This window comes from Gemmatimonadota bacterium, from assembly GCA_016713785.1.
Lineage (GTDB): Bacteria > Gemmatimonadota > Gemmatimonadetes > Gemmatimonadales > GWC2-71-9 > JADJOM01.
Genome location: JADJOM010000002.1, coordinates 357,096 through 377,546, shown reverse-complemented (window position 1 = coordinate 377,546; position 20,451 = coordinate 357,096). Strand labels below are relative to the sequence as shown.

The 20,451-nt window shown below is 69.2% G+C and carries 19 protein-coding genes and 1 pseudogene; 2 read left to right on the top strand and 18 right to left on the bottom strand.

Annotated elements, in window-relative coordinates; genetic code table 11:
• Nucleotides 1-94: 94 nt before the first annotated feature.
• Entirely contained in the window at nucleotides 95-766 is a 672-nt protein-coding gene (locus IPJ95_06110; protein MBK7923195.1) for a hypothetical protein, read from the bottom strand.
• Complete coding sequence (locus tag IPJ95_06105) at nucleotides 763-1,926, bottom strand: hypothetical protein (protein MBK7923194.1); 1,164 nt, start codon at nucleotides 1,924-1,926, stop codon at nucleotides 763-765. The genes IPJ95_06110 and IPJ95_06105 overlap by 4 nt, the downstream gene beginning before the upstream one ends.
• A 908-nt stretch (nucleotides 1,927-2,834) precedes the next feature.
• Here IPJ95_06105 and IPJ95_06100 point away from each other — a divergent pair.
• Nucleotides 2,835-3,281 carry a transposase gene (locus IPJ95_06100; protein MBK7923193.1) on the top strand — a complete coding sequence of 149 codons (447 nt, stop codon included), beginning with the start codon at nucleotides 2,835-2,837 and terminating at the stop codon, nucleotides 3,279-3,281.
• Between the two features lie 190 nt (nucleotides 3,282-3,471).
• Here IPJ95_06100 and IPJ95_06095 read toward each other — a convergent pair whose 3' ends face one another.
• From IPJ95_06095 to IPJ95_06060, 8 genes and pseudogenes are all read right to left on the bottom strand, one after another.
• Nucleotides 3,472-3,942 (bottom strand): hypothetical protein, encoded by a 471-nt coding sequence (locus IPJ95_06095; GenBank protein MBK7923192.1) that lies wholly within the window; start codon nucleotides 3,940-3,942, stop codon nucleotides 3,472-3,474.
• Nucleotides 3,943-4,093: 151 nt separating this feature from the next.
• Nucleotides 4,094-5,182, bottom strand: a complete 1,089-nt coding sequence (locus IPJ95_06090; protein MBK7923191.1) for a hypothetical protein — start codon at nucleotides 5,180-5,182, stop codon at nucleotides 4,094-4,096.
• Nucleotides 5,183-5,520: 338 nt separating this feature from the next.
• Nucleotides 5,521-6,156: a metallophosphatase domain-containing protein gene (locus tag IPJ95_06085; GenBank protein MBK7923190.1), complete on the bottom strand. Its 636-nt coding sequence runs from the start codon at nucleotides 6,154-6,156 to the stop codon at nucleotides 5,521-5,523.
• Nucleotides 6,157-6,216: 60 nt separating this feature from the next.
• Nucleotides 6,217-6,943, bottom strand: a pseudogene (locus tag IPJ95_06080) (phage Gp37/Gp68 family protein).
• Nucleotides 6,943-7,227: a hypothetical protein gene (locus IPJ95_06075; GenBank protein ID MBK7923189.1), complete on the bottom strand. Its 285-nt coding sequence runs from the start codon at nucleotides 7,225-7,227 to the stop codon at nucleotides 6,943-6,945. The pseudogene IPJ95_06080 and the gene IPJ95_06075 overlap by 1 nt, the downstream one beginning before the upstream one ends.
• Entirely contained in the window at nucleotides 7,227-7,811 is a 585-nt protein-coding gene (tcmP, locus tag IPJ95_06070; protein ID MBK7923188.1) for a three-Cys-motif partner protein TcmP, read from the bottom strand. The genes IPJ95_06075 and tcmP overlap by 1 nt, the downstream gene beginning before the upstream one ends.
• Before the next feature lie 117 nt (nucleotides 7,812-7,928).
• Nucleotides 7,929-8,192, bottom strand: coding sequence for a hypothetical protein (locus IPJ95_06065; GenBank protein MBK7923187.1), 264 nt, complete (start codon nucleotides 8,190-8,192; stop codon nucleotides 7,929-7,931).
• Between the two features lie 531 nt (nucleotides 8,193-8,723).
• On the bottom strand, nucleotides 8,724-9,281 hold the full coding sequence (locus IPJ95_06060; GenBank protein MBK7923186.1) for a hypothetical protein: 558 nt from the start codon (nucleotides 9,279-9,281) through the stop codon (nucleotides 8,724-8,726).
• Here IPJ95_06060 and IPJ95_06055 point away from each other — a divergent pair.
• A complete protein-coding gene (locus IPJ95_06055) occupies nucleotides 9,256-9,612 on the top strand; it encodes a hypothetical protein (GenBank protein ID MBK7923185.1) in 357 nt (118 codons plus the stop codon). The two genes, IPJ95_06060 and IPJ95_06055, sit on opposite strands and share 26 nt — an antisense overlap.
• Nucleotides 9,613-9,640: 28 nt before the next feature.
• Here IPJ95_06055 and IPJ95_06050 read toward each other — a convergent pair whose 3' ends face one another.
• From IPJ95_06050 to IPJ95_06015, 8 genes are all read right to left on the bottom strand, one after another.
• Nucleotides 9,641-9,829 (bottom strand): hypothetical protein, encoded by a 189-nt coding sequence (locus IPJ95_06050; protein ID MBK7923184.1) that lies wholly within the window; start codon nucleotides 9,827-9,829, stop codon nucleotides 9,641-9,643.
• Nucleotides 9,830-10,870: 1,041 nt separating this feature from the next.
• Complete coding sequence (locus IPJ95_06045; protein MBK7923183.1) at nucleotides 10,871-11,413, bottom strand: hypothetical protein; 543 nt, start codon at nucleotides 11,411-11,413, stop codon at nucleotides 10,871-10,873.
• 100 nt (nucleotides 11,414-11,513) lie between these two features.
• Entirely contained in the window at nucleotides 11,514-11,816 is a 303-nt protein-coding gene (locus IPJ95_06040) for a hypothetical protein (GenBank protein MBK7923182.1), read from the bottom strand.
• 463 nt (nucleotides 11,817-12,279) lie between these two features.
• Nucleotides 12,280-12,807, bottom strand: a complete 528-nt coding sequence (locus tag IPJ95_06035; GenBank protein ID MBK7923181.1) for a hypothetical protein — start codon at nucleotides 12,805-12,807, stop codon at nucleotides 12,280-12,282.
• A gap of 50 nt (nucleotides 12,808-12,857) precedes the next feature.
• Nucleotides 12,858-14,012 carry a hypothetical protein gene (locus IPJ95_06030; GenBank protein MBK7923180.1) on the bottom strand — a complete coding sequence of 385 codons (1,155 nt, stop codon included), beginning with the start codon at nucleotides 14,010-14,012 and terminating at the stop codon, nucleotides 12,858-12,860.
• Nucleotides 14,005-17,283, bottom strand: a complete 3,279-nt coding sequence (locus IPJ95_06025; protein ID MBK7923179.1) for a hypothetical protein — start codon at nucleotides 17,281-17,283, stop codon at nucleotides 14,005-14,007. The genes IPJ95_06030 and IPJ95_06025 overlap by 8 nt, the downstream gene beginning before the upstream one ends.
• Complete coding sequence (locus IPJ95_06020) at nucleotides 17,280-19,127, bottom strand: phospholipase D family protein (protein MBK7923178.1); 1,848 nt, start codon at nucleotides 19,125-19,127, stop codon at nucleotides 17,280-17,282. Before IPJ95_06020 ends, IPJ95_06025 begins: the two co-directional genes overlap by 4 nt.
• Complete coding sequence (locus tag IPJ95_06015; GenBank protein MBK7923177.1) at nucleotides 19,120-20,355, bottom strand: hypothetical protein; 1,236 nt, start codon at nucleotides 20,353-20,355, stop codon at nucleotides 19,120-19,122. Before IPJ95_06015 ends, IPJ95_06020 begins: the two co-directional genes overlap by 8 nt.
• Between the last annotated feature and the right edge of the window lie 96 nt (nucleotides 20,356-20,451).

Here is a 20,451-nt window from a genome sequence, read left to right as displayed (position 1 = left end):
TTTCCCTCTTCCCTCTTCCCTCTTCCCGCTTCCCGCTTCCCGCTTCCCGCTTCCCGCTTCCCGCTTCCCGCTTCCCCCTTTCCCCTTCCCCGCCCTACCACCCCACGCCGACGCCGAGACTCACCACCGGCAGCGTCGTCCAGGCGTCGGCCCGTTTGGCGGCGAGGCCGTGGAGTCGTGCCTCGACGCGGGGTGAGCCGAAGGGGCCTGCCGGGGGTAGCGTCAGCGCCACGCCGACCGAGACGCCCCATCCCCATGCCCAGCCGCGGTCGGCCGAACGGTCCAGGACCTGACTGGTGGCGCTGTCCCGGACGGTTCGCCGGCTCTCCTGCCAGAGCCCGTAGCGGCCGGCGCTCAGCAGGAGTGCCGGGCGGATCCTGCCGGCGCGCGGGCCGGCCTCGACCGCGAGCCCGATGCCGAGCATTCGTTCCCGGGCGGTGGTGGAGATGATCGTCGGGGTGAAGACCGGGAGCGGATCGAAGCCATGCGTGGTGCGGGCCTCGTGGCCGAGCTGGGCGAAGGAGACCTCGAGTCCGAGCCGCGTGGCGCCGCGACCCCGGAAGATCCCGGCGCCGAGGGAGAGCCCGCCGCCGAGCGCTTCGCCGCGGAGGGAGCGCCCGTAGCCGGCGGTGACATGCGCGGACCATGGGGCGGGGGGGGCTGTCACCTGGGCCACCACCGGCGCGGACAGGGTGGAGAGCAGCGCCAGCAGGGTGGCGATGCAGGGGGGCGGGGCGGGGCGGCCCGCTGAGGGCTGACGGCTCACTGATTCACCCAGGTGAATTGGGGGAGAACCTTTTCGGGGTCGAACACGCCGATGCGTGGCTGTTCCTTGAGCGGCCACCACCGCCCCTGGTCGTATTGGTGCAGCGGGATCCTGGCGAACACCCGGTTCGGTTGGTACTGGATGTAGTCGAAGTGGTCGTCGGCGTTGGGCCACCCATCCGTCTCGACCACGTCGACCTCCAGGTAAGCATAGTTGTCCGGCGCATGGGAGAGGAGCGGAAGCCGCAGGTTGGTGGCGTGATAGTCCGGGTCCACGCCGGTCAGGCGCAGGGTCGCCTGCCCGATGACCTGGAGGCCGATGTAGGCCGTGGCCCGGAACTCGAACTCATTCGACTCGAGCGGGATGCCGTTGTCATCCACCCCGTTCACGCTCAGGCCGTTGAGCGAGGTCACCCCTTCACCGCCCACGATGCTCCCGCCCCCTCCGCCGCCGGCGCAGTCATCCTCGAGACCCGGCGGGCAGAGCTGCATGAAGGCCCCGGCGGGACCGAGATCGGCGAGCTGCGCCCGCCAGGCTGGCTGCCCCGGACGCTGGATAGTGAGCGTCCCGCCGACCCCTTCTTCCCGCGGGTTCTGGATCATGGCGCCGCCGGCGAGGCGGGGTCCCGTGCGCCGGTCCCTCCCCTCCGACGCCTGGAGCATGAGCGCCGGCCCGGGAAAGGGTTCGGGTCCTCGGGGGCGGACGAAGGGCGTTCCGTGCACATCGAATCCGCGGATGGACGTGGGGATCGTGCCAGGCTCCACGATCAGAAGCGGTATCGCGCCCGCGGTCCAGGTCGCGCGGTCGCGCCGGCTGGGGAAGTAGAGGTCAAGCGGCGCCAGCCCGTGGACCAGCCGCATGATCGAGTCCACGCCCAGGCCCGACTGCCGCGCCATCGCGCCCGCCACCGGTGCGCCCTCCGGGGTGGCCAGCCATGTCTCGAAGGGCAGCCGGTGATCTACCAGGGGGGAGGCGCGCATCGCGTCGTGCACCAGCCCGCGCAGGCCGGAATCGGCGAGCGCCAGGGCCAGCGCGCGCCCGACAGCCTCGCGTTGCTGCCCCAGGGGTGCGACGCGGCCGGAGGCCGATTCGCCCTGCGGAGTGGAACAGCCAAGGATGCCGAGCAGGAGAAGCAGCGGAACGCTGGTGCGGGGCGACATGGTGGGGGGCCTCCGGTCGGGTGCGAGTGGGGGTCGGGAGGGGGCATCCCTCCCGATGCTCGCATGACCTCGGCACCGCCCTGGCTCCCGACGCCGGCCGTCGCCGCGGATCATGCACGCGCCAACGTGTGCCAGCGCCCTCAACCCGGAATCAACCAACGCCCCGGTTTCCCGCCCTACTCCCGCTCCACGCCCCCCAACTCCACCCCGACCACGTTGCGTTGCAGCGCCGCGACGGCGCGCGTCATCGGGGCCCCTGCCCGCCCCGGGCCGAAAGACCCCAGGCGCTTTAGCGCCTGCCGCCGAGCCGCGAGTTTACTCGCGAGCTCGCGGCCCGAGCCCGCGGCTAAAGCCGCGGCTCGGCATCCATCGCTGAAGCGAGGCACCACGGGGCCCTGCCCACCCCGGGCCGACAGACCCCAGGCGCTTTAGCGCCTGCCGCCGAGCCGCGAGTTTACTCGCGAGCTCGCGGCCCGAGCCCGCGGCTAAAGCCGCGGCTCGGCCTCCATCGCTAAAGCGAGGCACCACGGGGCCCCTGCCCACCCCGGGCCGACAGACCCCAGGCGCTTTAGCGCCTGCCGCCGAGCCGCGAGTTTACTCGCGAGCTCGTAGCGCTGGACCCGCGAGAGTACTCGCGAGCTCGCGGCCCGAGCCCGCGGCTAAAGCCGCGGCTCGGCCTCCATCGCTGAAGCGAGGCACCACGGGGCCCCTGCCAGCCCCGGGCCGAAAGACCCCAGGCGCTTTAGCGCCTGCCGCCGAGCCGCGAGTTTACTCGCGCGCTCGTAGCGCTGGACCCGCGAGAGTACTCGCGAGCGCGCCGCGCCAGCCGCCCACTGATCACGCGTCGGTCCGGTCCTCCACGCGGCATTCTGATGCTGCACCGGGATGCCCCAGCCCCATGCTTCCGGATGCGCCACCGGCTCTTCGCCCACGTCGTCTGGACCACGCTCGACCGGGCGCCAATCCTCACGGCAGGGGTCGCGGAGTTCCTGGCGCGCTATCTCCCGGCGATGGCCGCGAGGGACCGGGCCAGGATGCTGGCGGTCGGAATCGTCGCGACCCACCTCCATGTGCTGCTGCGGCTGCACCCCCAGACCGACATCCCCCGCATGATCCAGCGGATGAAGGGCGGCAGCGCTCGGCTGGCCCTGCTTGAGGGGCACGCCGGCTACCTGCGCTGGGCCAGGGGGTACAACATCGAGTCCGTGAGCGCACGAGCCCTTCCCGCCGTGGCTCATTATGTCGCGGGACAGTCGCGCCATCACGCAGAGCTCGCCATCGCGGGGTGGGAGCCGCCGCCGCCGATGCTGGAGAGCCGCTGGCGAGAAGAGGCCTGGCCCCCCGCCAGCGAATGAAGCCGCCGCCCCCGCCGCCACGATCCCGCGGCTACGGGCGACGCGCCCCACGAGCCCGCGGCTAAAGCCGCGGCTCGGCCTCCATCGCTGAAGCGAGGGACCACGGGGTCCCTGCCAGCCCCGGGCCGAAAGAGCCCAGGCGCTTCAGCGCCTGCCGCCGAGCCGCGAGTGTACTCGCGTGCTCGCACACTCACCGCGGGCGGAGGCTCCAGCCGATCACCGTGAGTGCCGTGCCGGTCCAGAACAGGAACAGCCACTTGAAGAGGTCGGCCCGGAGCCGTTGCATCCCCACGTCCAGGTCGGAGCGGAGGCCGGTCATCTCCTGCTGCAGTGCGGTGCGCAGCAGCGTGAGGTCGTGCTGGGAGTCGGCCCGCAGCCGGGTGACCTCCTGGGAGAACCTGGCGTCCAGGTGATCGACCTGCTGGCGGAGGGTGCCGAACTCCTGCTGCAGCCCGCCGAACTCCTGCCGCACCTGTGCCAGCACCCGGGCCTCGGAGGCGCTGATGCGCGCCTCGACGCGGCCCCAGTTGACGTCGTTCTGTTCCCGCAGCTCCTGCCGGTAGGTGGCATCCACCTGGTTGAACCACTCCACGAGATCGTTCGCGATCTCGTCGCCGAAGGTATCGTAGAAGCGCTTCGACAGGCGCGCGGTCACGGGCATGGGCACCTCACCAGGTTCGGGATGGTGCCCAGTCTACGATACGCTCGGCGGCGCCGAGCAGGCAATCCTCCGCGACCCGGAGCGGCGCAATGCAGGTGGGGCGGTGGGGCAATCCTGTCACCGCCCCAGACCGGACCACCCCCGACGCCCCCTACTTCGGGCTCAGCGGCCCCGACACGATCGCTCCCGCCACGCTGATCCCCACCACCAGCTGCCCGCCGGTGAGCGACGCGACGCTGATGTCGTCATCCGCCTTCCCCATCTGGTAGTACTGCACCCCCGCGCGCACGCTCCCGATGGTGAGCGCCAGGCCGAACTCCGCCCCCGCGAACGAGCGGTCCTTGCTGCCATGCAGCGCGGCCTGCAGCACCGTGGGCGACTGGGCCACGTTCCCCTGCAGCGTCCGCAGCGCCACCCCCGCCGTCATGGTGATGGCCACGTCGGTGTCGAGCAGCCGGCAGGTGCACAGGAAGTCGCGGTAGACGCCGAGCCCGACCCCCATCACCGCGGCGTTGCGGGCGTGGGCGGTATCGGTCACCCAGGTCGAGTTGCCGCCGCTCAGGTAGCCGTGCACGCCGACGTGCCAGAGCTTCGGCATCGGCGGGGCGAACACCTCGAAGATGAAGGTCGAGAGCTTGCCCTTGCCGGAGCCGGGCAGCAGCACGCTGGCCCCGAAGCCGTCCTTCACCGAGTCGACCGTGGAGGCCACGGCCACCGAGGTGTTGAGCTGCCAGCCCGACGGGAACGACACCGCGAGCCCCACCGACCCGGTGCCGGTGGTGTTGTCCTTGCCGCCGGAGCCGCCCACCGCGTCGCGCACCGTGCCGTCGGCGTAGAGCGCCACCACCGGCCGGCCGGCGATCCCCGCGAGCGAACGCTGAATGGCCGCCGCCTCCGCCTCGATCTGGGGCACGATGGTCGCGTCCTTCACCTGTTCCAGCAGCGCGTCGCGCGCCTTCTGGTTGAGCGCCACCGCGGCCACCTTCGCCACCCTGGCGCGCTGCACCCCAGCCTCCGCCGCCGCCTCGAGCTCCACCCGCGCCTGGACGTAGAGACCGAGTTCGCCGGCGAGCACGCCGGCGCTGTCGCGCGCAAAGCGGGCGGCCTCCTGGAAGGCGGCCAGCACCGCGTTCGGATCGGGACCCTCGTCCTTGTTGTCGGGGTTCCCGAACACCTGGATCTTGAACGGACCGCTGCCCGGGTCGATCGCCGGCAGGTCGAGCGTGGCGTCCTGGGGCACGGTGACCTGGATCGGCGCGGGCTCGCATGGTCTGGGCGGTGGCGGGGGTGGCGTGGAGCAGCGCGCCCAGGAGCAGGGCGGCGGTGGGCCAGACGAGTCGTCGCGGCATGGGGTCCCTCGGAGCGGGAGTGGAGGCGGCATCGGGCGGGCCGTGAAGGGCGGCCGCCCTGCCTCCGGTCCATGCTGGGCCGAAGCGGTCACGTCGGGGTCAAACGGCTGTCAGGTGGGGGTTGGAGCGGATCAGGTCGGGCAAGCGAGGGCAAGCAACCGTCTCAAGCCGTGAACACCCGCCAGAACTCGGTACGCCCGCTCGCGCGGGTGCGGCGGTGTCGTCCCCCCTACACCTCCACCACCACCGGCGCGTTCCGGGGCTCGTACCGCAGGTCACAGGTCGAGGCGTTCACGAAGGTCACGTCGCCGTGGCGTTCGATGCCGTAGGCCTCGTGGATGTGGCCGAAGGCGTGGAGCCGGAGCCGCGGCAGGCGCGCGATCCGCCGGCGCAGGTCGGCGCAGCCCACCCGCTCCGGCGGCCGCGCGCTGGTCTGGTCGAGGATGCCGTGCGGCGGCCCATGGGTGAGCAGCACATCCACGTCGTCGGGGATCCGGGCCCATGCGGCCTCGAGCGCCGGCCCACGCTCCAGGTTGAACGCCCAGTCCATGAACCAGGGCTGCCAGGGCGCGCCCCAGACCGTGAGGCCATCCAGCGAGACCGCCTGGTCCCGGAGGTAGGTGACCCCGGGCGGCACCAGCGCCTCCGCCACCGCGGCCTGGCGCTCAAAGGCAAAGTCGTGGTTGCCGGCGATGAACACCTTGTGCCGGTACGGCAGCGCGCCGAACCACGTGAGAAAGGCCCCGATCTCCGGCAGGGTGCCCCGGCCGGAGACGTCGCCGGCGTGGAGCACGGCGTCGGCCTCGGGGAGGTCGGTGAGGCTCGGGTGGCGGTTGTGGGTGTCGGAGAGGAGGAGCAGGCGCATGCCGGAATCTGGGCGGGAGTAGCGGGCGGACAAGAGCGGAACAACGGCGAACCCGTGTGCTCACGCCTGCAGCGCCACCCCCGCGGGCAATTCCTCCCATGTCCGCCCTTCAAGCAGGCGCCCAGCCGTCTTCTTCCTGACCCCGCCCCACTGCTTGAAGAAGAACGGCACCCCGGCGGCCAGGCACTGATCACGGATATCGAGCGCCCAGGCTGGGTGCATCGGGCGGGCGCCGGGGCCTGACTCACCCCCGACGATGACCCAGTCGATCCCGGTGAGGTCGAGCCCGGGCAGTGGCCCGAGCAGCGGCTCCAGGGGAAAGGAAGCGGACCGCCGCCGCCGTGGAGCGCAACCGGTCGATGCGGTGACGGTAGCGGCCCTCCTCAACGCTCACACCCATCCACAGCTGTGGGGGCCATGGCAGCCGGGCGGCCACGGCGGCCAGCCGCTCCGCACGCTTGGTCAGGACCTGGAACCGGTGCCAGTGAGCCATCCGCATGACGCCAAACACGCGCTGGATGTACGCCAGCGGCACCCGGTCGTGAAACAGGTCACTCATCGAGTTCACGAAGATGACCTGCGGCTTCTTCCACCGGAGTGGCAGGTCGAGCATGTGGGGCTGCAGTGTCAGCGCGAAGCCGTCACGATAGTTCGGCTGGCCCATGGCCCGCAGCCGCTCCGCCATCCGCTCGGCGTAGCAGTGCGTGCACCCCGGGCTCACCTTGGTGCAGCCGGTCACCGGGTTCCAGGTGGCTTCCGTCCATTCGATGCCGGTGCCCAGGGCCATCAGGTCGCTTCCCGGAGGATGTGGTTCGCGATACGGAGGGCCGTCTCGGTCCCCCTGGGGTTGCCCACCGCGAAGCAGAGCAGGTACAGTGGCATCCCCCGTGAATTCTGCAGGATCGCCGGGCGGTCCGCCACGCCGCTGAAGATGCCACGGAGCCGGCGGGTGAAGTAGCCCCCGATCACCTCCTGCGAGGCTTTGACCACCCGGGCCCGATCATCGCCGAACAGCGTCGGTTCCGGCACGATCTCGTAGAAGGCCTGGTACCACTCCTCGCTGCCGAGCATCAGGTCGAGGCGATGCCGCCAGGGCGGGGGATCTCTCCGCTCCGGGTGATCAGGCGGTTCACGGCGATGCCCAGGGGGAACAGGACCCACAGGTCGACGGCCCGCGTGGCGGCGATGGCCTCGATCGTGGCCCATTCGACCTGCATCCCGTACGGGTCGAGGAACATGGTGGCCCGGCGCCCTGCCCAGCCGCCGGCACAGAGCGTCCGGATCGCGTCGTTCGCCTCCCGCCGTTCGATCACGATCCGATCGGCCAGTGCCGGGAAGTCCGCCCTCAGCTGCTCCAATTGCGCGCACCGGACCCGGTGCTTCTCGAAGAACAGGTAACGGTCGAAAGGCGGCTCCAGGCCCGCGCGCGCCCCCCCCCCCGCGCGGGCGGCGGGGGGGTTCGTGCGGCCGGAACCCGGGAAAGGCGGCTCCACGATCTCGGCGAGCGGCGACGTCTCGTGGAACGGGGTCCCCGCAAACGCGTCGACATAGAGGAGCGTGAAGGGCTGACGCCGGAGTGCCGTGGTGTAGGCATTCAGGTAGCGCTGGACCGCGTGGAGTTTCCGGGCCGTCCAGTCGCCGCCGAATTGATGCACCGATCGGGGGCCCTTGGAGTCATGGACGCGCTCGCTGATTCACGCTGGAGGCCCCAAGACTACTGCCCCTCGCCAGAACACGCGTACCAGAAAAACGCCACGCTAACCCCGCTACCCCTAATGCACCGTCACCCCGATCCCGATCTGCCCCACGTTCGCGTCGGCGTTGTCGGTGCGCACCGCGAAGCCGTTCCAGAACGGCGTGAAGCTCACGTTCCGCCCGATCCGGAAGTCGTACCCGAGCCCGAGCAGCGCGCCGGCGCCCGTCTCGCTGTCACTCCCGAAGCCGTCCACGCTCACGTGGACCGTCCCCAGCCCCAGCCCGCCGAGCAGGAAGAAGCCGCCGGTGCGCGAGGGGTAGAAGCGGATCAGCGCCGTCACCGTGCCCACGGTGAGCGTGGCCCCCGCCTTCGGACTTGGTCCAGCCGTTGGTCCCGACGCCGAGCAGCACCTTCTGGCTCAGCGTGCCACCGAGCGCCAGCCCGCCGCTCCACGACCCTTCCCGGGAGCCGCAGTCGTCGCACCCCAGGCTGCCGTAGCCCATCCCCGCATTGAACCAGATCCCGCTGCGCGCCTGGGGGTGCTGGCCGGCGAGGGGAGCGCCATCATCCCCGCCAGCAGCAGCCCCACCAGGCTCCGGCCCACCATCCGTCCGATCATCGCCGCCTCCAGGTCTCGAGGGTACACGCCGGCCGCCGGCCGGCGCCGCCATGGGTAGAGGATAGGGGAGGGTGTGACGGTGGTGGGGAGGCCTTGCCCCACCCGGTGCTCCTGAGGCATACTGATCAAGCCTGTTCTCTTCGGTGAACGCCGGCTCCATGCCGTGTGCTCGCACCAGCGAGCCTAGCCGGGGACAATGGGCATCAGCTGTTCCCGCCGGAGTGGATGCCCATCACCATCCCAGAGCCTCCCTCAACCCTCTCCGCGCCGCACGACATCCGTACTGAGGTCGTCCTCGACGGCCGCCTGGTCCGTCGCGGCTTTCGCCTGCTCGGCGGCCGCGATGATCGCGTCGAGGTTCGCTGCGTTGCTGAAGGGAAAGGCGTAGCGATCGAAGATCACGTTCGCGACATCAGCGCCATCAATCACGAAATAGCTGCGGTCGCGGCGGCGGCCGGGCCGTCCTCCCGACGGCAGGTGTCGGTCACCATCGATGGCCTTGCCGATTTCGATCCAGTCCTCCGGGCGGGAGGTCACCGGCCTCGCGTCGTCGAGATTCAGGTAGTAGCGCACCACGCTCGTGAGGATGAGATAGGAGAACCTGCCGTCCTTCTGCAGGCCGAACGCCTTCAGGAAGCCCCGGTAGAGCACATGGCGCTGCCCATGACTCACCCGGCTCAGCACGTAGGCCACGGTGAGGACATCTCCATCCTCGACCTTCAGGTCGTACACCCAGCGGTGCTGGACCAGCACACGCAGCGTTCCGCTGACGACGAGCCCGCCGGTGCCCCAGCCGAGCAGGGAGGCCACCGCCACTGGCGATGATGACGTACAGGAAGATCCAGTAGCGATCGGCCGAGAGCGTGGCGGCCACCTCGGCGACAGCAAGCGGCGTCTTGGAGGTGTCGAGGGCGATGGCCGCGAGGACTTCCCGCAGGTTGATGCAGGGGAGGAGGCTGCCGCAGAACCACCCGTTGGCAATCAGCAGCAGTCCATGCACCACGAAGGCGATGAGGACCGTGCCCGCAAGCTGGCCGAGTGGCGATCGTTCCACCACCTCCCGCGTGAACTTCTCGGGGAAGTAGAGGCCCACGAAAAAGAGAAAGCCTGGCAGGAGCAGTACGAGAAGTACGATGCCTGACCAGGCGATGGACATGCGGGGGGGATGGCTAGGCGCTGGCGGTGGCGGGGGCCTCACGATCCCGGACCTCGATGATCTTCTTCACCAGGGCCTCGAGCCCTGCGTCAGCGCTCTCCTGGGCCAGCTCGCGTAGCGCCAGTTGGAGCACGACGGGGCTGCCCGCCAGCTCTACCAGCCGCCCGAGCAGTTCTTCCTGTTCACGCGTCAGTGCCTGCATTACCGGCCTCCGGTGAGCACGGAATTCAACCTACACCTGATAGCATCCATGGTAAAGCAACGCCCCATGGCAGCAACCCTCACCCGGCGGCGAGTGGGGCCATAACCGGAACTATCGGAGACGTACCGAAAAACCGCAGGGAGAAGGGCGGTGGGAGGATGGTTCGATCGGGCCAGCGGAAGGGCGAGGTGCCCCTGCGGCTGGCGTCCATTGCAGGCTGTAGCGCTCAACTTGACACCTCTCAGCGGCTGGCCCTAGCTTGTCCTTGGTACCTGCAGCCCCCCACGCGGGGGCGCCGCAAGGCTCAGGTACCGCCCGGGCGGCCCGAAATGGCCGCCCGTTTCTCTTCCACAGCCAGATCGGGCGCGCGTTTTTCCGCTCTTGACGAGTTCGTACCTTGGGGTGACTTCATCCCGCCGGGTACGTCCCGGCGGCGCCCACGGGCCACGGTCCGTGGGCCTTCTCCTGGCACCCGCCCGGGAGCAGACTGTGGCAGCCACCCGTCCAGCGCCGGACATTCAATCCATGCCCCCCCCGCCCCCCCCCCCCCCCCCCCCCCCGCCCCCCGGCCCCGGGCCCCCGGCCCCCGGCGGCCCCCCCCCCCAGCCGCCATGCGGCTCATCTTCGACGAGGGGAGATGACCCACCCCTCCACCACCCGCAGGAATCCGCACTTCTTTGCGCTTTTCCGCGCGCGCACGTCTCACTAGCTTGAGCATGCGGTCGGGAGCGGGTTTGCCTCGGCGAGCCCCCGCGGACACCTCAAGGTGTCCGCCCCGATCGCTCTCCTTTTGTCACCCTGGCCAGAGTCTCTGGTGCACCACCCTGGACTGGCAATGGGTCCGCCAGAGCCGACCAACCGCCTGAGTGGATTCCCTTCGCTGTACCAGACTCCGTAGCCCTCGCGTGCAGTACCTCGAGGGCCTTGCCGAGCACCGCCGGCTCCCGGATCTCGCACAACCCCACCAGGAAGCAATGGGAGGAGCCCTCTGCTCCGACCACGATTTTCCCGTGCTTGTTGAAGAGCGTCAGGTCTCCCGCTTCATCCACGAAGAATTGACGAAGGGTCCTGCCCCAATATCCACCCCTCCACCGCCCGCACCTCCGCATCCGCCGGCTCCCCCGGCGCCCGGTGGCCCAGCACCACCAGCAGCATCCCCAGCAGCCCCGCGAACGCGTCGAAGTCGTCCTCCGTGGCAAAGCCGGTAGCGATCTCCGCCCGGGCCGCCTCGGACAGCGCGATCCCGTCGGGCAGCCGGCCCGCGAGCCAGTGGGCGCAGGCCGCCTGACGGTGCTCGCGCTTCCGCTTGCTGGTCCGGTACCGGCTCCCCAGCCGCGCGCCGAGCGGGCCGTACGCCTCCGCCGGGTAGATCTCGGCCACCGTGCAGCCGGGCTGGGCGAGCAGCGTGGCGAGCGGGCCGTCGAAGGGCCACAGCCGCAGGCGGTCGAGCGCCGGCTGCAGCAGCTCCCGCCAGCCGCTGATGGCGGCCCGTCCCACCTGCGCGCCGCCCAGGGTAAAGAACAGGCATTCCGCGGCCTTGCGGGTGGGCGTCCGGCGTTCGCAGCGGCGCCGCAGCTCGTCCATGGTGGCGGCGCCGAGCGCCTGCGCCAGGTGGGCCCGGGAGGTGGCGCCTTTCGACGGGTTGGGACGGGGTAGAACGGCTGGCGGAGCGTGGGGTGGTCGCTCACCTCGAAGAACCGCGCCCACTCCCCTGGCCCAGCTGGGTCAGGAGGGGCCGGAACGCCGTGACGCCGGTTTGCCGGGCCCATGCCAGCGGCACGCCGATGGGGTGATCGAGGCCGATGAGGATGGCGGCGCCGGGGCCGGCGCGGTGTTCGATGCGGGGGAGCAGGGTATCGAGCGGGCCGACCGCCTCGGGCGCGCCGACCAGGTAGCTGCCATCCCCCCGCCGGCTGGCGATGGCCATGCGCCGCTTGGCGGGGGTGGTGGACCAGTCGGCGGAGAGGAGCAGGTGACACTCCGTCACGCCTCGCCATTTCGCTGCAGGGGTACCGGCTGGACCTGGGGGTTCACCTGGGAATGGTCTTGGCGTGGACCGCTCGCCGCCGGGCCCCGCGAGTGCGAAGTCAGGTGAACGGAAGACCCTTCGCACCGCCTTGGCATTCCGGGCACAGGCGCTGGAAGATGTCCGAACCGTTCGCGCCGTACTCCAGGCTACAGGTGCCGCATCGCAGCACGTAGATACTCTGGCAGTGATCATTGCCAGGGAGCCCCGTAGCTCGGACAACGGACTGCCCATTGCGGTTCACGTAGCCCGGCTGAGTGGTGGGGCCCTTCCCACTTCGTGATTCTCTGGTCACTGACCGCTCCGCATACCCTTGATGAAGAATGCCATGTCGAGCACCTTGGCCCTGGTGTACCGGCGATGCGTAGGCTCGCCCGTGAGGAACTCCAGCGTAGGGATCCTGTAGCGATCGATCAGTGCCTTGTTATTGGCGTAGATCTCCCGACTCTTGCGAGCGACGCGCGGGCCCGTACGTCCAGCGCTCCAGCCCGCGCTTGAAGTACTGGTCGAACGCGGGAACACATCCGAAGACCCCGAGCATGATCTTGGTGAAGAGTGTATCGGACATCGAGCCCAAGGCCCTGCCCAGTGTTTCGCGTGCCGCCCCGAGAACTTCGATGTTGGACTCGGTGTAGCAGTCTGCGTCGATGTCCCAGACTAGCTGGTTCATGCCTGCAATAGCTTCCACTGTCGGTACCAGGTGCCTCGCGCTTCGCTGCAGAAGGTCCGCCGACCCGCGGTACATCCCCCAGCTCGCCAAGTAGAAACCCAGGTGCAGGCAGCTCTGCTGAAGGTGCTCGGGTGCGGCGAGTGCCGCGACGTTTCCAGCCTCGTGGAAAGACTGGAAGAAGTTGAAGCAGTAGTCGAAGGAGGCATATCGAAGGTTCGGCCTGGCACCATCCGGGAGCCCGGTGCCGTCAATGAACGCTTCGATGTCCGATGCGAGACTCATAGCAGCCTCTTCCGCCCGTCATCCGCCGCTCATTCCTCGCGGTGGCGTGTCTACTGGGCTTTCGGGAGCGTTCCTGTCACAGGAGCCTGCAGCCGGCTCCACAATTTCGGGTCAGACCTGAATCCCGACCCCTCCAGCCTCCGCAGCTCATGAAAGCTGTCTTGTGCGCGCTCCTTGATCTCTGCCCATGCCCGTGCAAAGGCCGGGCGACGCAGGTGCTGCTCAATTCCCTCCGCCCAGATAGTCCATGTGCTGTCCGAGATCCTGCGCGTTGCGCGCAGGAAGACCTGGGTGTTGCTCAGGTCGATGTAGCGGTAAAAGTCGTCCAGTGCTGCCTTGTACTCTGTCTCCCCGATATCCTCTCCGAGCAGTGCACCCACGGGTAACTCATGCACGATGTTCCGGTACTGCTCCGCGAGGGAATCCTCGAAATCCGTAGTTGCCTGCCGCTGCGAAAGTCGCAGCTGCCACCAGGCGAGGAATACGCCCACTGTCGTGGCAATCGAGGAAACTTCGTTGATCCATGAGGGGAGGGGCATCTTAACCGTCCTGACTAGTGTGGCAGGTCCGCCGGTCCGTGTGAGAGGCACACGCCGGAGTCGCTCACGGCCCCGCTCGCCCCGCTGCGCCTGCGCCAGGTTGTACAGCGGCAACAGCAACGCCATCTTCCGCGCCCGCGCGCCTGGAGCGTCGTTGGTCCGGGGGTCAATGCCGCGATCAAGGTTCTGGTATGCCCGCTCGATTGCCGGGCAGCCCAGCGCCAGGTAGTCGTCGTAGCTCAGGTCGAAGATCTGTTGCAGCTCCACCTGCTCGAGGTCTTCGGGCTGGTCGATGACGCCGTCGGCAAGGATCGCATCGAGGCGCTCCCCGATGAGCCGGGCCACCTCCCGTGGCCGTGCATCGACAAACTCCCCTTCATCGACGCTGAAGTACCGTTTGAGGTGGACCATGGCGAGGGAAAGGAGCGGCATCGCCACCCGGCGCTCGATGCCATCGTCGACGAAGCCGACAAGCAGGTCGAGCTCGGCTCCACGCACCGAGGGCTCCTGCTCGAACGACTGCACACTGTCGAGTCCCCGACGCTCGCCGGGATCCAATACCCCGGCCGCGAGCTGCGAAGCCTCGTGATGCAGGGGGCTGTTGTCCCCCCACTCCCCCAGCCGGCGCTGGAAGTACTCCCGTATCAGCTGCTGGCACTCATCCATGGTTGCGCTCCAGGTCTCCGGCCGACCCAACCCCTACCCCCCGCGGCCCCAGATCAAGCCTCAGCTCCTCCGCCTGCGCCATCGCCTCCGCCTCCGTCATCTGCCCCATGAGGAACTCGAGCAGGTCCTCCTGCCGCGGCTGGCCGAAGACCATCCGGTAGAGCGTGACCGACCGCCGGAGGCGTGCGAAGCGCCCCACCTCCCGGCTCAGCGGCAGCATGGGCACATGCCGCTCGATCCGCGCTCCCCCCTCGACCGGGAAGATCCAGTAGGGCCACAGGTCACTCATGCCGGCGGGCCGCCCGGCCGCCGCCGCCGCGAACATGGCCGCCCACGGGTCCTGTCCCAGCGTCACATGCGCGGAATCGGCATGCGCCAGCGCCACGTTCTTCCGCACGGCGTGGCACTTGAACCGGTGCACCCGCCCCTCACGCTGCTCGAGGTCCACGGGGTTGCCCGGAAGGTTCCAGTGCGCCACCGCGTGACAGTAGAGATGGAAGTCGAGGCCCTCCTGGCCCACGGACGTCGTGGCCATCACGAAGGGCCAGAAGGGACTGTTGAACGCCTTCCGCAGCGTGTCCGTCCGGGTCCGCTCCTTCGCTCCCTCGAACCGGTCCTCGCTGAGCCGCGCGGCATACCGTGACCGCATCCTGCGCCCCTGGATGGTGAACCCCGAGCCGTCCACGGCAGGGATCACCTCGTCCACCCCGGGGTTGGCGGTCCGGATGGTCAGCGCCTCGATCATCGCCTCGGCAACCTGGTCACCTACCTGCTCCTGCTGGTGCCCCTTCACGCCGAGCCATTCGTGCAGGGCGTGGACGTACTCCTCGACCACCGCGCCGAGCCCGCCGCGCACGCAGTACGCCAGCACCTGTTTCCAGTAGTCACCCGCCGGCTCCAGCGCCCGGATCAGCGCGGTCACTTCGGGCAGGTTGACGTAGCTCCGGAAGGCATAGGCCACCTGCCCCGCCAGCACCCGGATCGCGGCGTCGGTCCGCTCCACCTTGTGGCCATACAGGTTGGTGAGGGCCCGGAGGGCGACGACCGCCGGACCGGCGAGCGCAAGCTCCGCCAGCCGCGTGTAGAGGTCTTTCGGGCGCCGCCCGAGCCGCTGGCCCTCCGCGCCGACGACCTCGCGCAACTCTGGGATATGCTTGTCGACGAAGACGTCCGCCGCCTCCCCCTCTTCCTCTTCCTCACCGCTCTTCTTCCGCCGCAGGTTCGCATGCTCGAACCAGGCATCCGTCGCGGTCCTGTCCTCCCGGAGGTCGAGCAGCGCCGGTGCCGCCCAGTACCAGGTCTCGTCCTCCCTCCCCTCCTGCGGGTCGGGAAACGCCACCAGCGCCCGCCGGATCCTACCCTCCAGGACAGCGATCAACTCCCCAAGCTGCGGCAAGCCGCCGGCAATATCCCGCTCCGTCTCCGCCCCCATCCGCGCCAGCGCGAACGAGGGATAGATCAGCGCCATCAGCGACGCCCCGCTCTCCTTGGCGAACCGGAGCAGCGGCCGGAACCTGCCGCGCGCCTCCTCGGTGTTCTGGGCCGCGGCGTCCTCGAGGAGGCTCATCTCCCGCTCCGCGGCGTAGCTCGTGAGGGCGGCAATGGCCTTCGGCACCACGTTCCAGCTGGAGAAGATGAGCAGCTTGGTGAAGTCGGCCAGCCGCTGGTCCGCGTACGGCCCCTCGAGCTGATACCATGGCCGCGCCGGGGGTACCCAGAGCAACCGCCAGGCGCCGTTATCGATGAACCGGTCCTGCAGCCAGCGCATGCGCGCGTTGCCGGGATCGAGCTTCCTGAACGCGAGGTAGTCTGCCCACGGGAAGGTGAGCTGAGGGCACGCAGCCACCAGCGCCGCCACTCGCCTCGCTTCCTCGGGGTCATCCTCCAGTTCCCGGAAGACCTGCTTGAGCTTGTAGTCCTCCATGAACGAGAGCAGGAATGGCGCCGACTTCCAGTACTCGATGGGATCCCCCTGCTCGAGTGCGTCCGCAATCTGGCCAAGCCCGCGATAGGTCACGGCCTCCGCGGAGGTGACCGACAGGGGTGCGGCCCCCACCTGGACCAGCATCCCGTCCCGGTCCGGGGTGGCCGCCAGGCGCTCCGTACGGACCATGACCCGGCGCAACTCCCCCTCGAGCTCGTCCTTGAGCACGCGCAGCGGCGCCCCGTCTCCCGGCTGCAGCCGGAGCATCTGCCGCCGGAACTCGGCGAGGATCGTCTTGCACCGCTCGGTTCGCGCCGGCTCATTCTGCAGGAACCGCACGGTCGCGAGGAAGTCCTCGTAGTGGTCCTCACCACCCGCCTCGTCCGCCCCGGTGAACATCTTGTACGGGGTGGCCGACAGCAGCAGCACCCGGGCCCGTGACTCGTCGTTCGCGTAGTTGAAGAGATCCCGGGCCAGCCGGCTCTCCTCCGACGCATCGTCCATCAGGTGCTTGAACCGCTGGAACTCGTCCAGGATGATGAGGTCGGGTTCGAGTGCCTGCAGGCAGGTGGTCGCGAGGATGTCACGCAGGGTGCCGACGACTTCCACCTGCAGCTGCAGCGCCTCGGCCGGCCGGCCGCGACGCTCGGCATCCCGCGCAAAGAAGCTGCACAGCTGGTCCCACCGGGTGCGAATGTCCGGGACGCCGGCGGTGGCCTCCCCGGCCGCGACCCGTGCCGCCAGGGCCGCGGCGAACTGGCTGGCGATGCCATCATCGACACTCCCGGCCGGATAGCGGCTGTCAATCAGGCCGCGGAACCGTTCGGTGCCGGCATCTCCCTGGAGGGCGTTCTTCGGGGCTGCCCCCTTTACGCCCCACGCCTTCTCGAGCAGGCGGTACAGGACGGCCCGCTCGTCCATCATCCCGAGACTGGATCGCAGGTCGAACGACGTGGCCGGCGTGAACGAGACGAAGTTGAGCTTGCGGCTCCCCAGGTCCTTGACCTGCACCGGCAGCATCGTGATCCGGCTGGCCAGGTTCATCTCCTGGTTGCCCGGCACCACGTTGAGCTTGTTGATGTTCTGCCGGGCGATGGCTCCATTGGAGCAGATGTAGATGACGTCGATGCGCCGCGTGGTCTCCCACAGCTTGTCGACCGCCAGGGCGATGACGCCCCGCGCCACGTGCGTCTTGCCGAGGCCCACCTCGTCCGCCACCAGGAACCGGTGTGTGGGATCGGGAGCGTTGTAGAGTCGCTCGAAGGCGTACTCCGCCGTGGCACGCTGGAAGTCCTTGAGGTGGCTGAAAACCTCCGGCACATCCGGCCGCGGGATGTCGGTGCTCATGCCCGGATCCCCTGGCGCGCGGCCCAGATGGCTGGCCACACCTCGAGGAGGCCATGGGGGATCCGGCGCCGCCCTTCGTCTCCATCGCCCAGGTCCTGGAGCAGGCGGTGCACCTCGTCCAGCCGATTGGGGTCGTGTGCCAGGGCCCGAAGCAGCGCCTCGAGGACCACGAACTCCTCCTGCTGCCCACGGCCGATGACGCCGGTGCCTTCGACGGGACTCCCGTCGCCCCCCATCGGGTCGTCCACCCCCTCCCCAAGCAGGAACTGGAGGAACCGCAACACCTTCTGCGGATCATCGAGGACCTGGCGCAGGATCGCCTCGCGCCGCCCCGCGGGGCCACCCACCAGCGGGAGCACGAGCGCGAACCGGGTCAGCTGTTTGCGCCCCTCTCGCTCGGCGCTGACCTCACACCCAAGGAAGGTGGTAAGCTCCCCGGCGCCCACATCCACAAACCGGATCTGCGGAGCGTCTCTTGGCACGCGCTGCACGCTGCTCTCCGCCCTGAGGGTCACTGGCCAGACCCGTACCTCTACCCCTTCGGGGATTGCCAGGTTCGCCCCAGGGACCCTCTCGAGCCGCAGCTCCCACGCTGTCCCGGGCCCCTGCGTGGCAACGTACGTCCACCCCGCCGCGGCCATCGCTGCCCGCGCGGCGTTGACCAGGTCGTCGAGCAGGCGCTCTACTCGGTCGTCCACCGGGGCCTCCGGTGGCTCGTACTGCTGGAGCAGGCTCACCAGGCTCGCCTGTCCATCCTCCGGCGTCAGCACCGCGTCGATACCCGCCTTGCTCTTCTTCGCGGTCAGCTGGAGCAGGAACTCGACGTTGCGGCGGAGGGCGGCGCCGGTGGCGTTGGCCGAGCCGACCAGGAGGGAGCAGTTCCAGCCCTCCTCACGGAGGTAGAGCTTGGCGTGCAGGCCGCGGGGGCGCTCGGTCATGGGGGCGTCACCGTCAGCCTGCGGTTCCTGCTCCCCCTCGACGTCGCTCGCCAGCACGTACACCCGTTCCCACCCCTTGAGCGCCGCGGCCGGAAGCCGGTCCAGCTCCTCCTCCCGCGAGACCAGGACACTCCCCTTCGTCCCTGCGACAAGATCCTCGAGTACGTCCGCGGTGACGAACGGGGAGACGACCAGCGTCCGTCCGTTCCTTGCTGCAAATGGCTGGGTCCGCAGGCCCTTGATCCCCATGGGATGAAAGGCATAGTCCTCGAACGGCTGCGGCAGGTGGCTCTTGAAGTCCACCTTCCGTGCCTCCGCGGCCATCCGTTCGGCACGCGCCTTCACGCCGACTGTCGCACCCCGATGGGCCAGGTCGGGCAGCGCCGCGATGAAATCGGCGAGGGGGTGGTTGGAGGCGTAGGCCACCTTCCGGTCCATCAGCGGGCCCTCGAGCATGGCGGAGAGGTCCCACGAGGGATCGTCGGTGAGGTTGCGGGTGAGGCAGAGGAAGCGGTACCACACCGCCCGCGTCTCGGGATTGAGGAAGCGCAGCAACCAGATCTTGGGATGAAAGACATCCGTCGGGTCCGGCGCCGCGGTCTCGACGACGCACTCCTCCAGGTAGCCGAACAGCGGGTTCGGCCGCACGGGCACGGCGATCCGCCCGACCTGGCAGAAGACCGTGAGCCGGTCCACGTGCCGGCGGAGCGCCTCCAGCAGCAGCACGGGGTTCGAGGTCATCGCGCCCTTGGCATCCTCCCATTCGTACTGGGTGAAGGCCAGCGGCGTGGAGAGCAGCGTCACCAGGTCGAGCGAGTAGGTCGTTCCGATGCCCTCATCCAGCGCGTACCCCTCGGGGGGCTGCAGCGCCTCGAGCAGGACCACCCGCGTCTGGGGGTCAAGCACTGGCGCTGAGTCCGCGCTGGATGTCGGCGACTACCCGCGACACCGTGTTGCCCCACCGGTAGTCGAGTTGCCGGGCCCCGGAGGAACCACCCCACCGTTTGAGTGCTTCCGGGCTGTGGAGTCTCGCCAGCCGTCCCTTGATGGCCCGTTCCCGGTCGGAGGTGAGGCGACGGGTCTGCGGGTGACCCAGGAGGGTGGCGGGGTTTCCCGCCAGCGCCAGTCGGAGCCAGGTGTCCACGAACGTGCGGGTGGGGAGCGGGATCCTGGGGTTCTGCTCCAGCACGAGGTGCCAGAACCGCTCGCGGTCCCAGGCTGCATGTTCCTCTCGCCGTTCGGCCATCATCTCCGTCCACTGCTTGTAGCTCGCACCGTGGATCTCCGCCCACTCCTCGCGTCCCGACTGCTTGTCCTCGATCCCGCGCTCGGCGAGCATGATGTTGTAGAGCAGCGCCGCGCCGTTGATCACCTCGGAGAAGTTGCGGGCGTGCGTCAATCGTTCCTGGACGTTCTGTGGAAAGCCGCCGCTCTCGGGATGCTGCCAGACCAGTAGCACATCGGTTACGGGGCTGCACCGATCCACCAGATGGGCCAGGAGAGTCCCGCGGCAGTGGGTGAGGATCTGCTCGTGGAGGTACCCGGCCTCCCGACGCGTGAGCGTGAGTGACAGGGAGCACTTGGGGAAGTTGGTTGGCGCCGGTGGAAGCCCGGCGTCCCAGTTGCGCAGGCGGACGCCGTCGAGCGCCTGCCCGTCATCATCGCGCCCGCGGCCGTCCTTGAGCCCGTAGAACCGATCCAGGGAGCGGTGGTACTGGTCCTGGGACTGATCGGTGGGCTTGAGGCCCCAGGCGTGGAGGGCGCTCCAGTACATGGTGGAGGGGAGCTGTCGGAGTCCGGCCCTGGCCACGCGTCCGATCGTCCGCTCCGAGTCCTCGCTGGCGAGGATCGTGTCGATCAGGCCCACCTCTAGCCGCCTGGCCTCCTTGGCGATGGCGGCCGCGGGCACCCGCTTCGCTTCCAGGGTCTGGTAGATCCAGGGGATGATGAAGAAGTATCGCGCTCGGGTATGCAGCACCGAGGTGCCGGGAAAGAGGGCGTCGGACAGGGCATCCCGGACCGACCCGATTCCGATCTCATCGACGGTGCCCTTCTCCTCGAACAGCTTGATGACCTCCATCGCCTTTCGGCGGGAGGCAGAGGAGGAGTCGAGCCAGGAGAGGGTGGGGGGCATGATGCGAAACAATCGCCTAGGGGGGGGGCCAAACCAATGAGGGTTGCGCTGCTATGCAGCCGCGAAGTACGTATATGAGTGGTTTGAGGTCTCTTG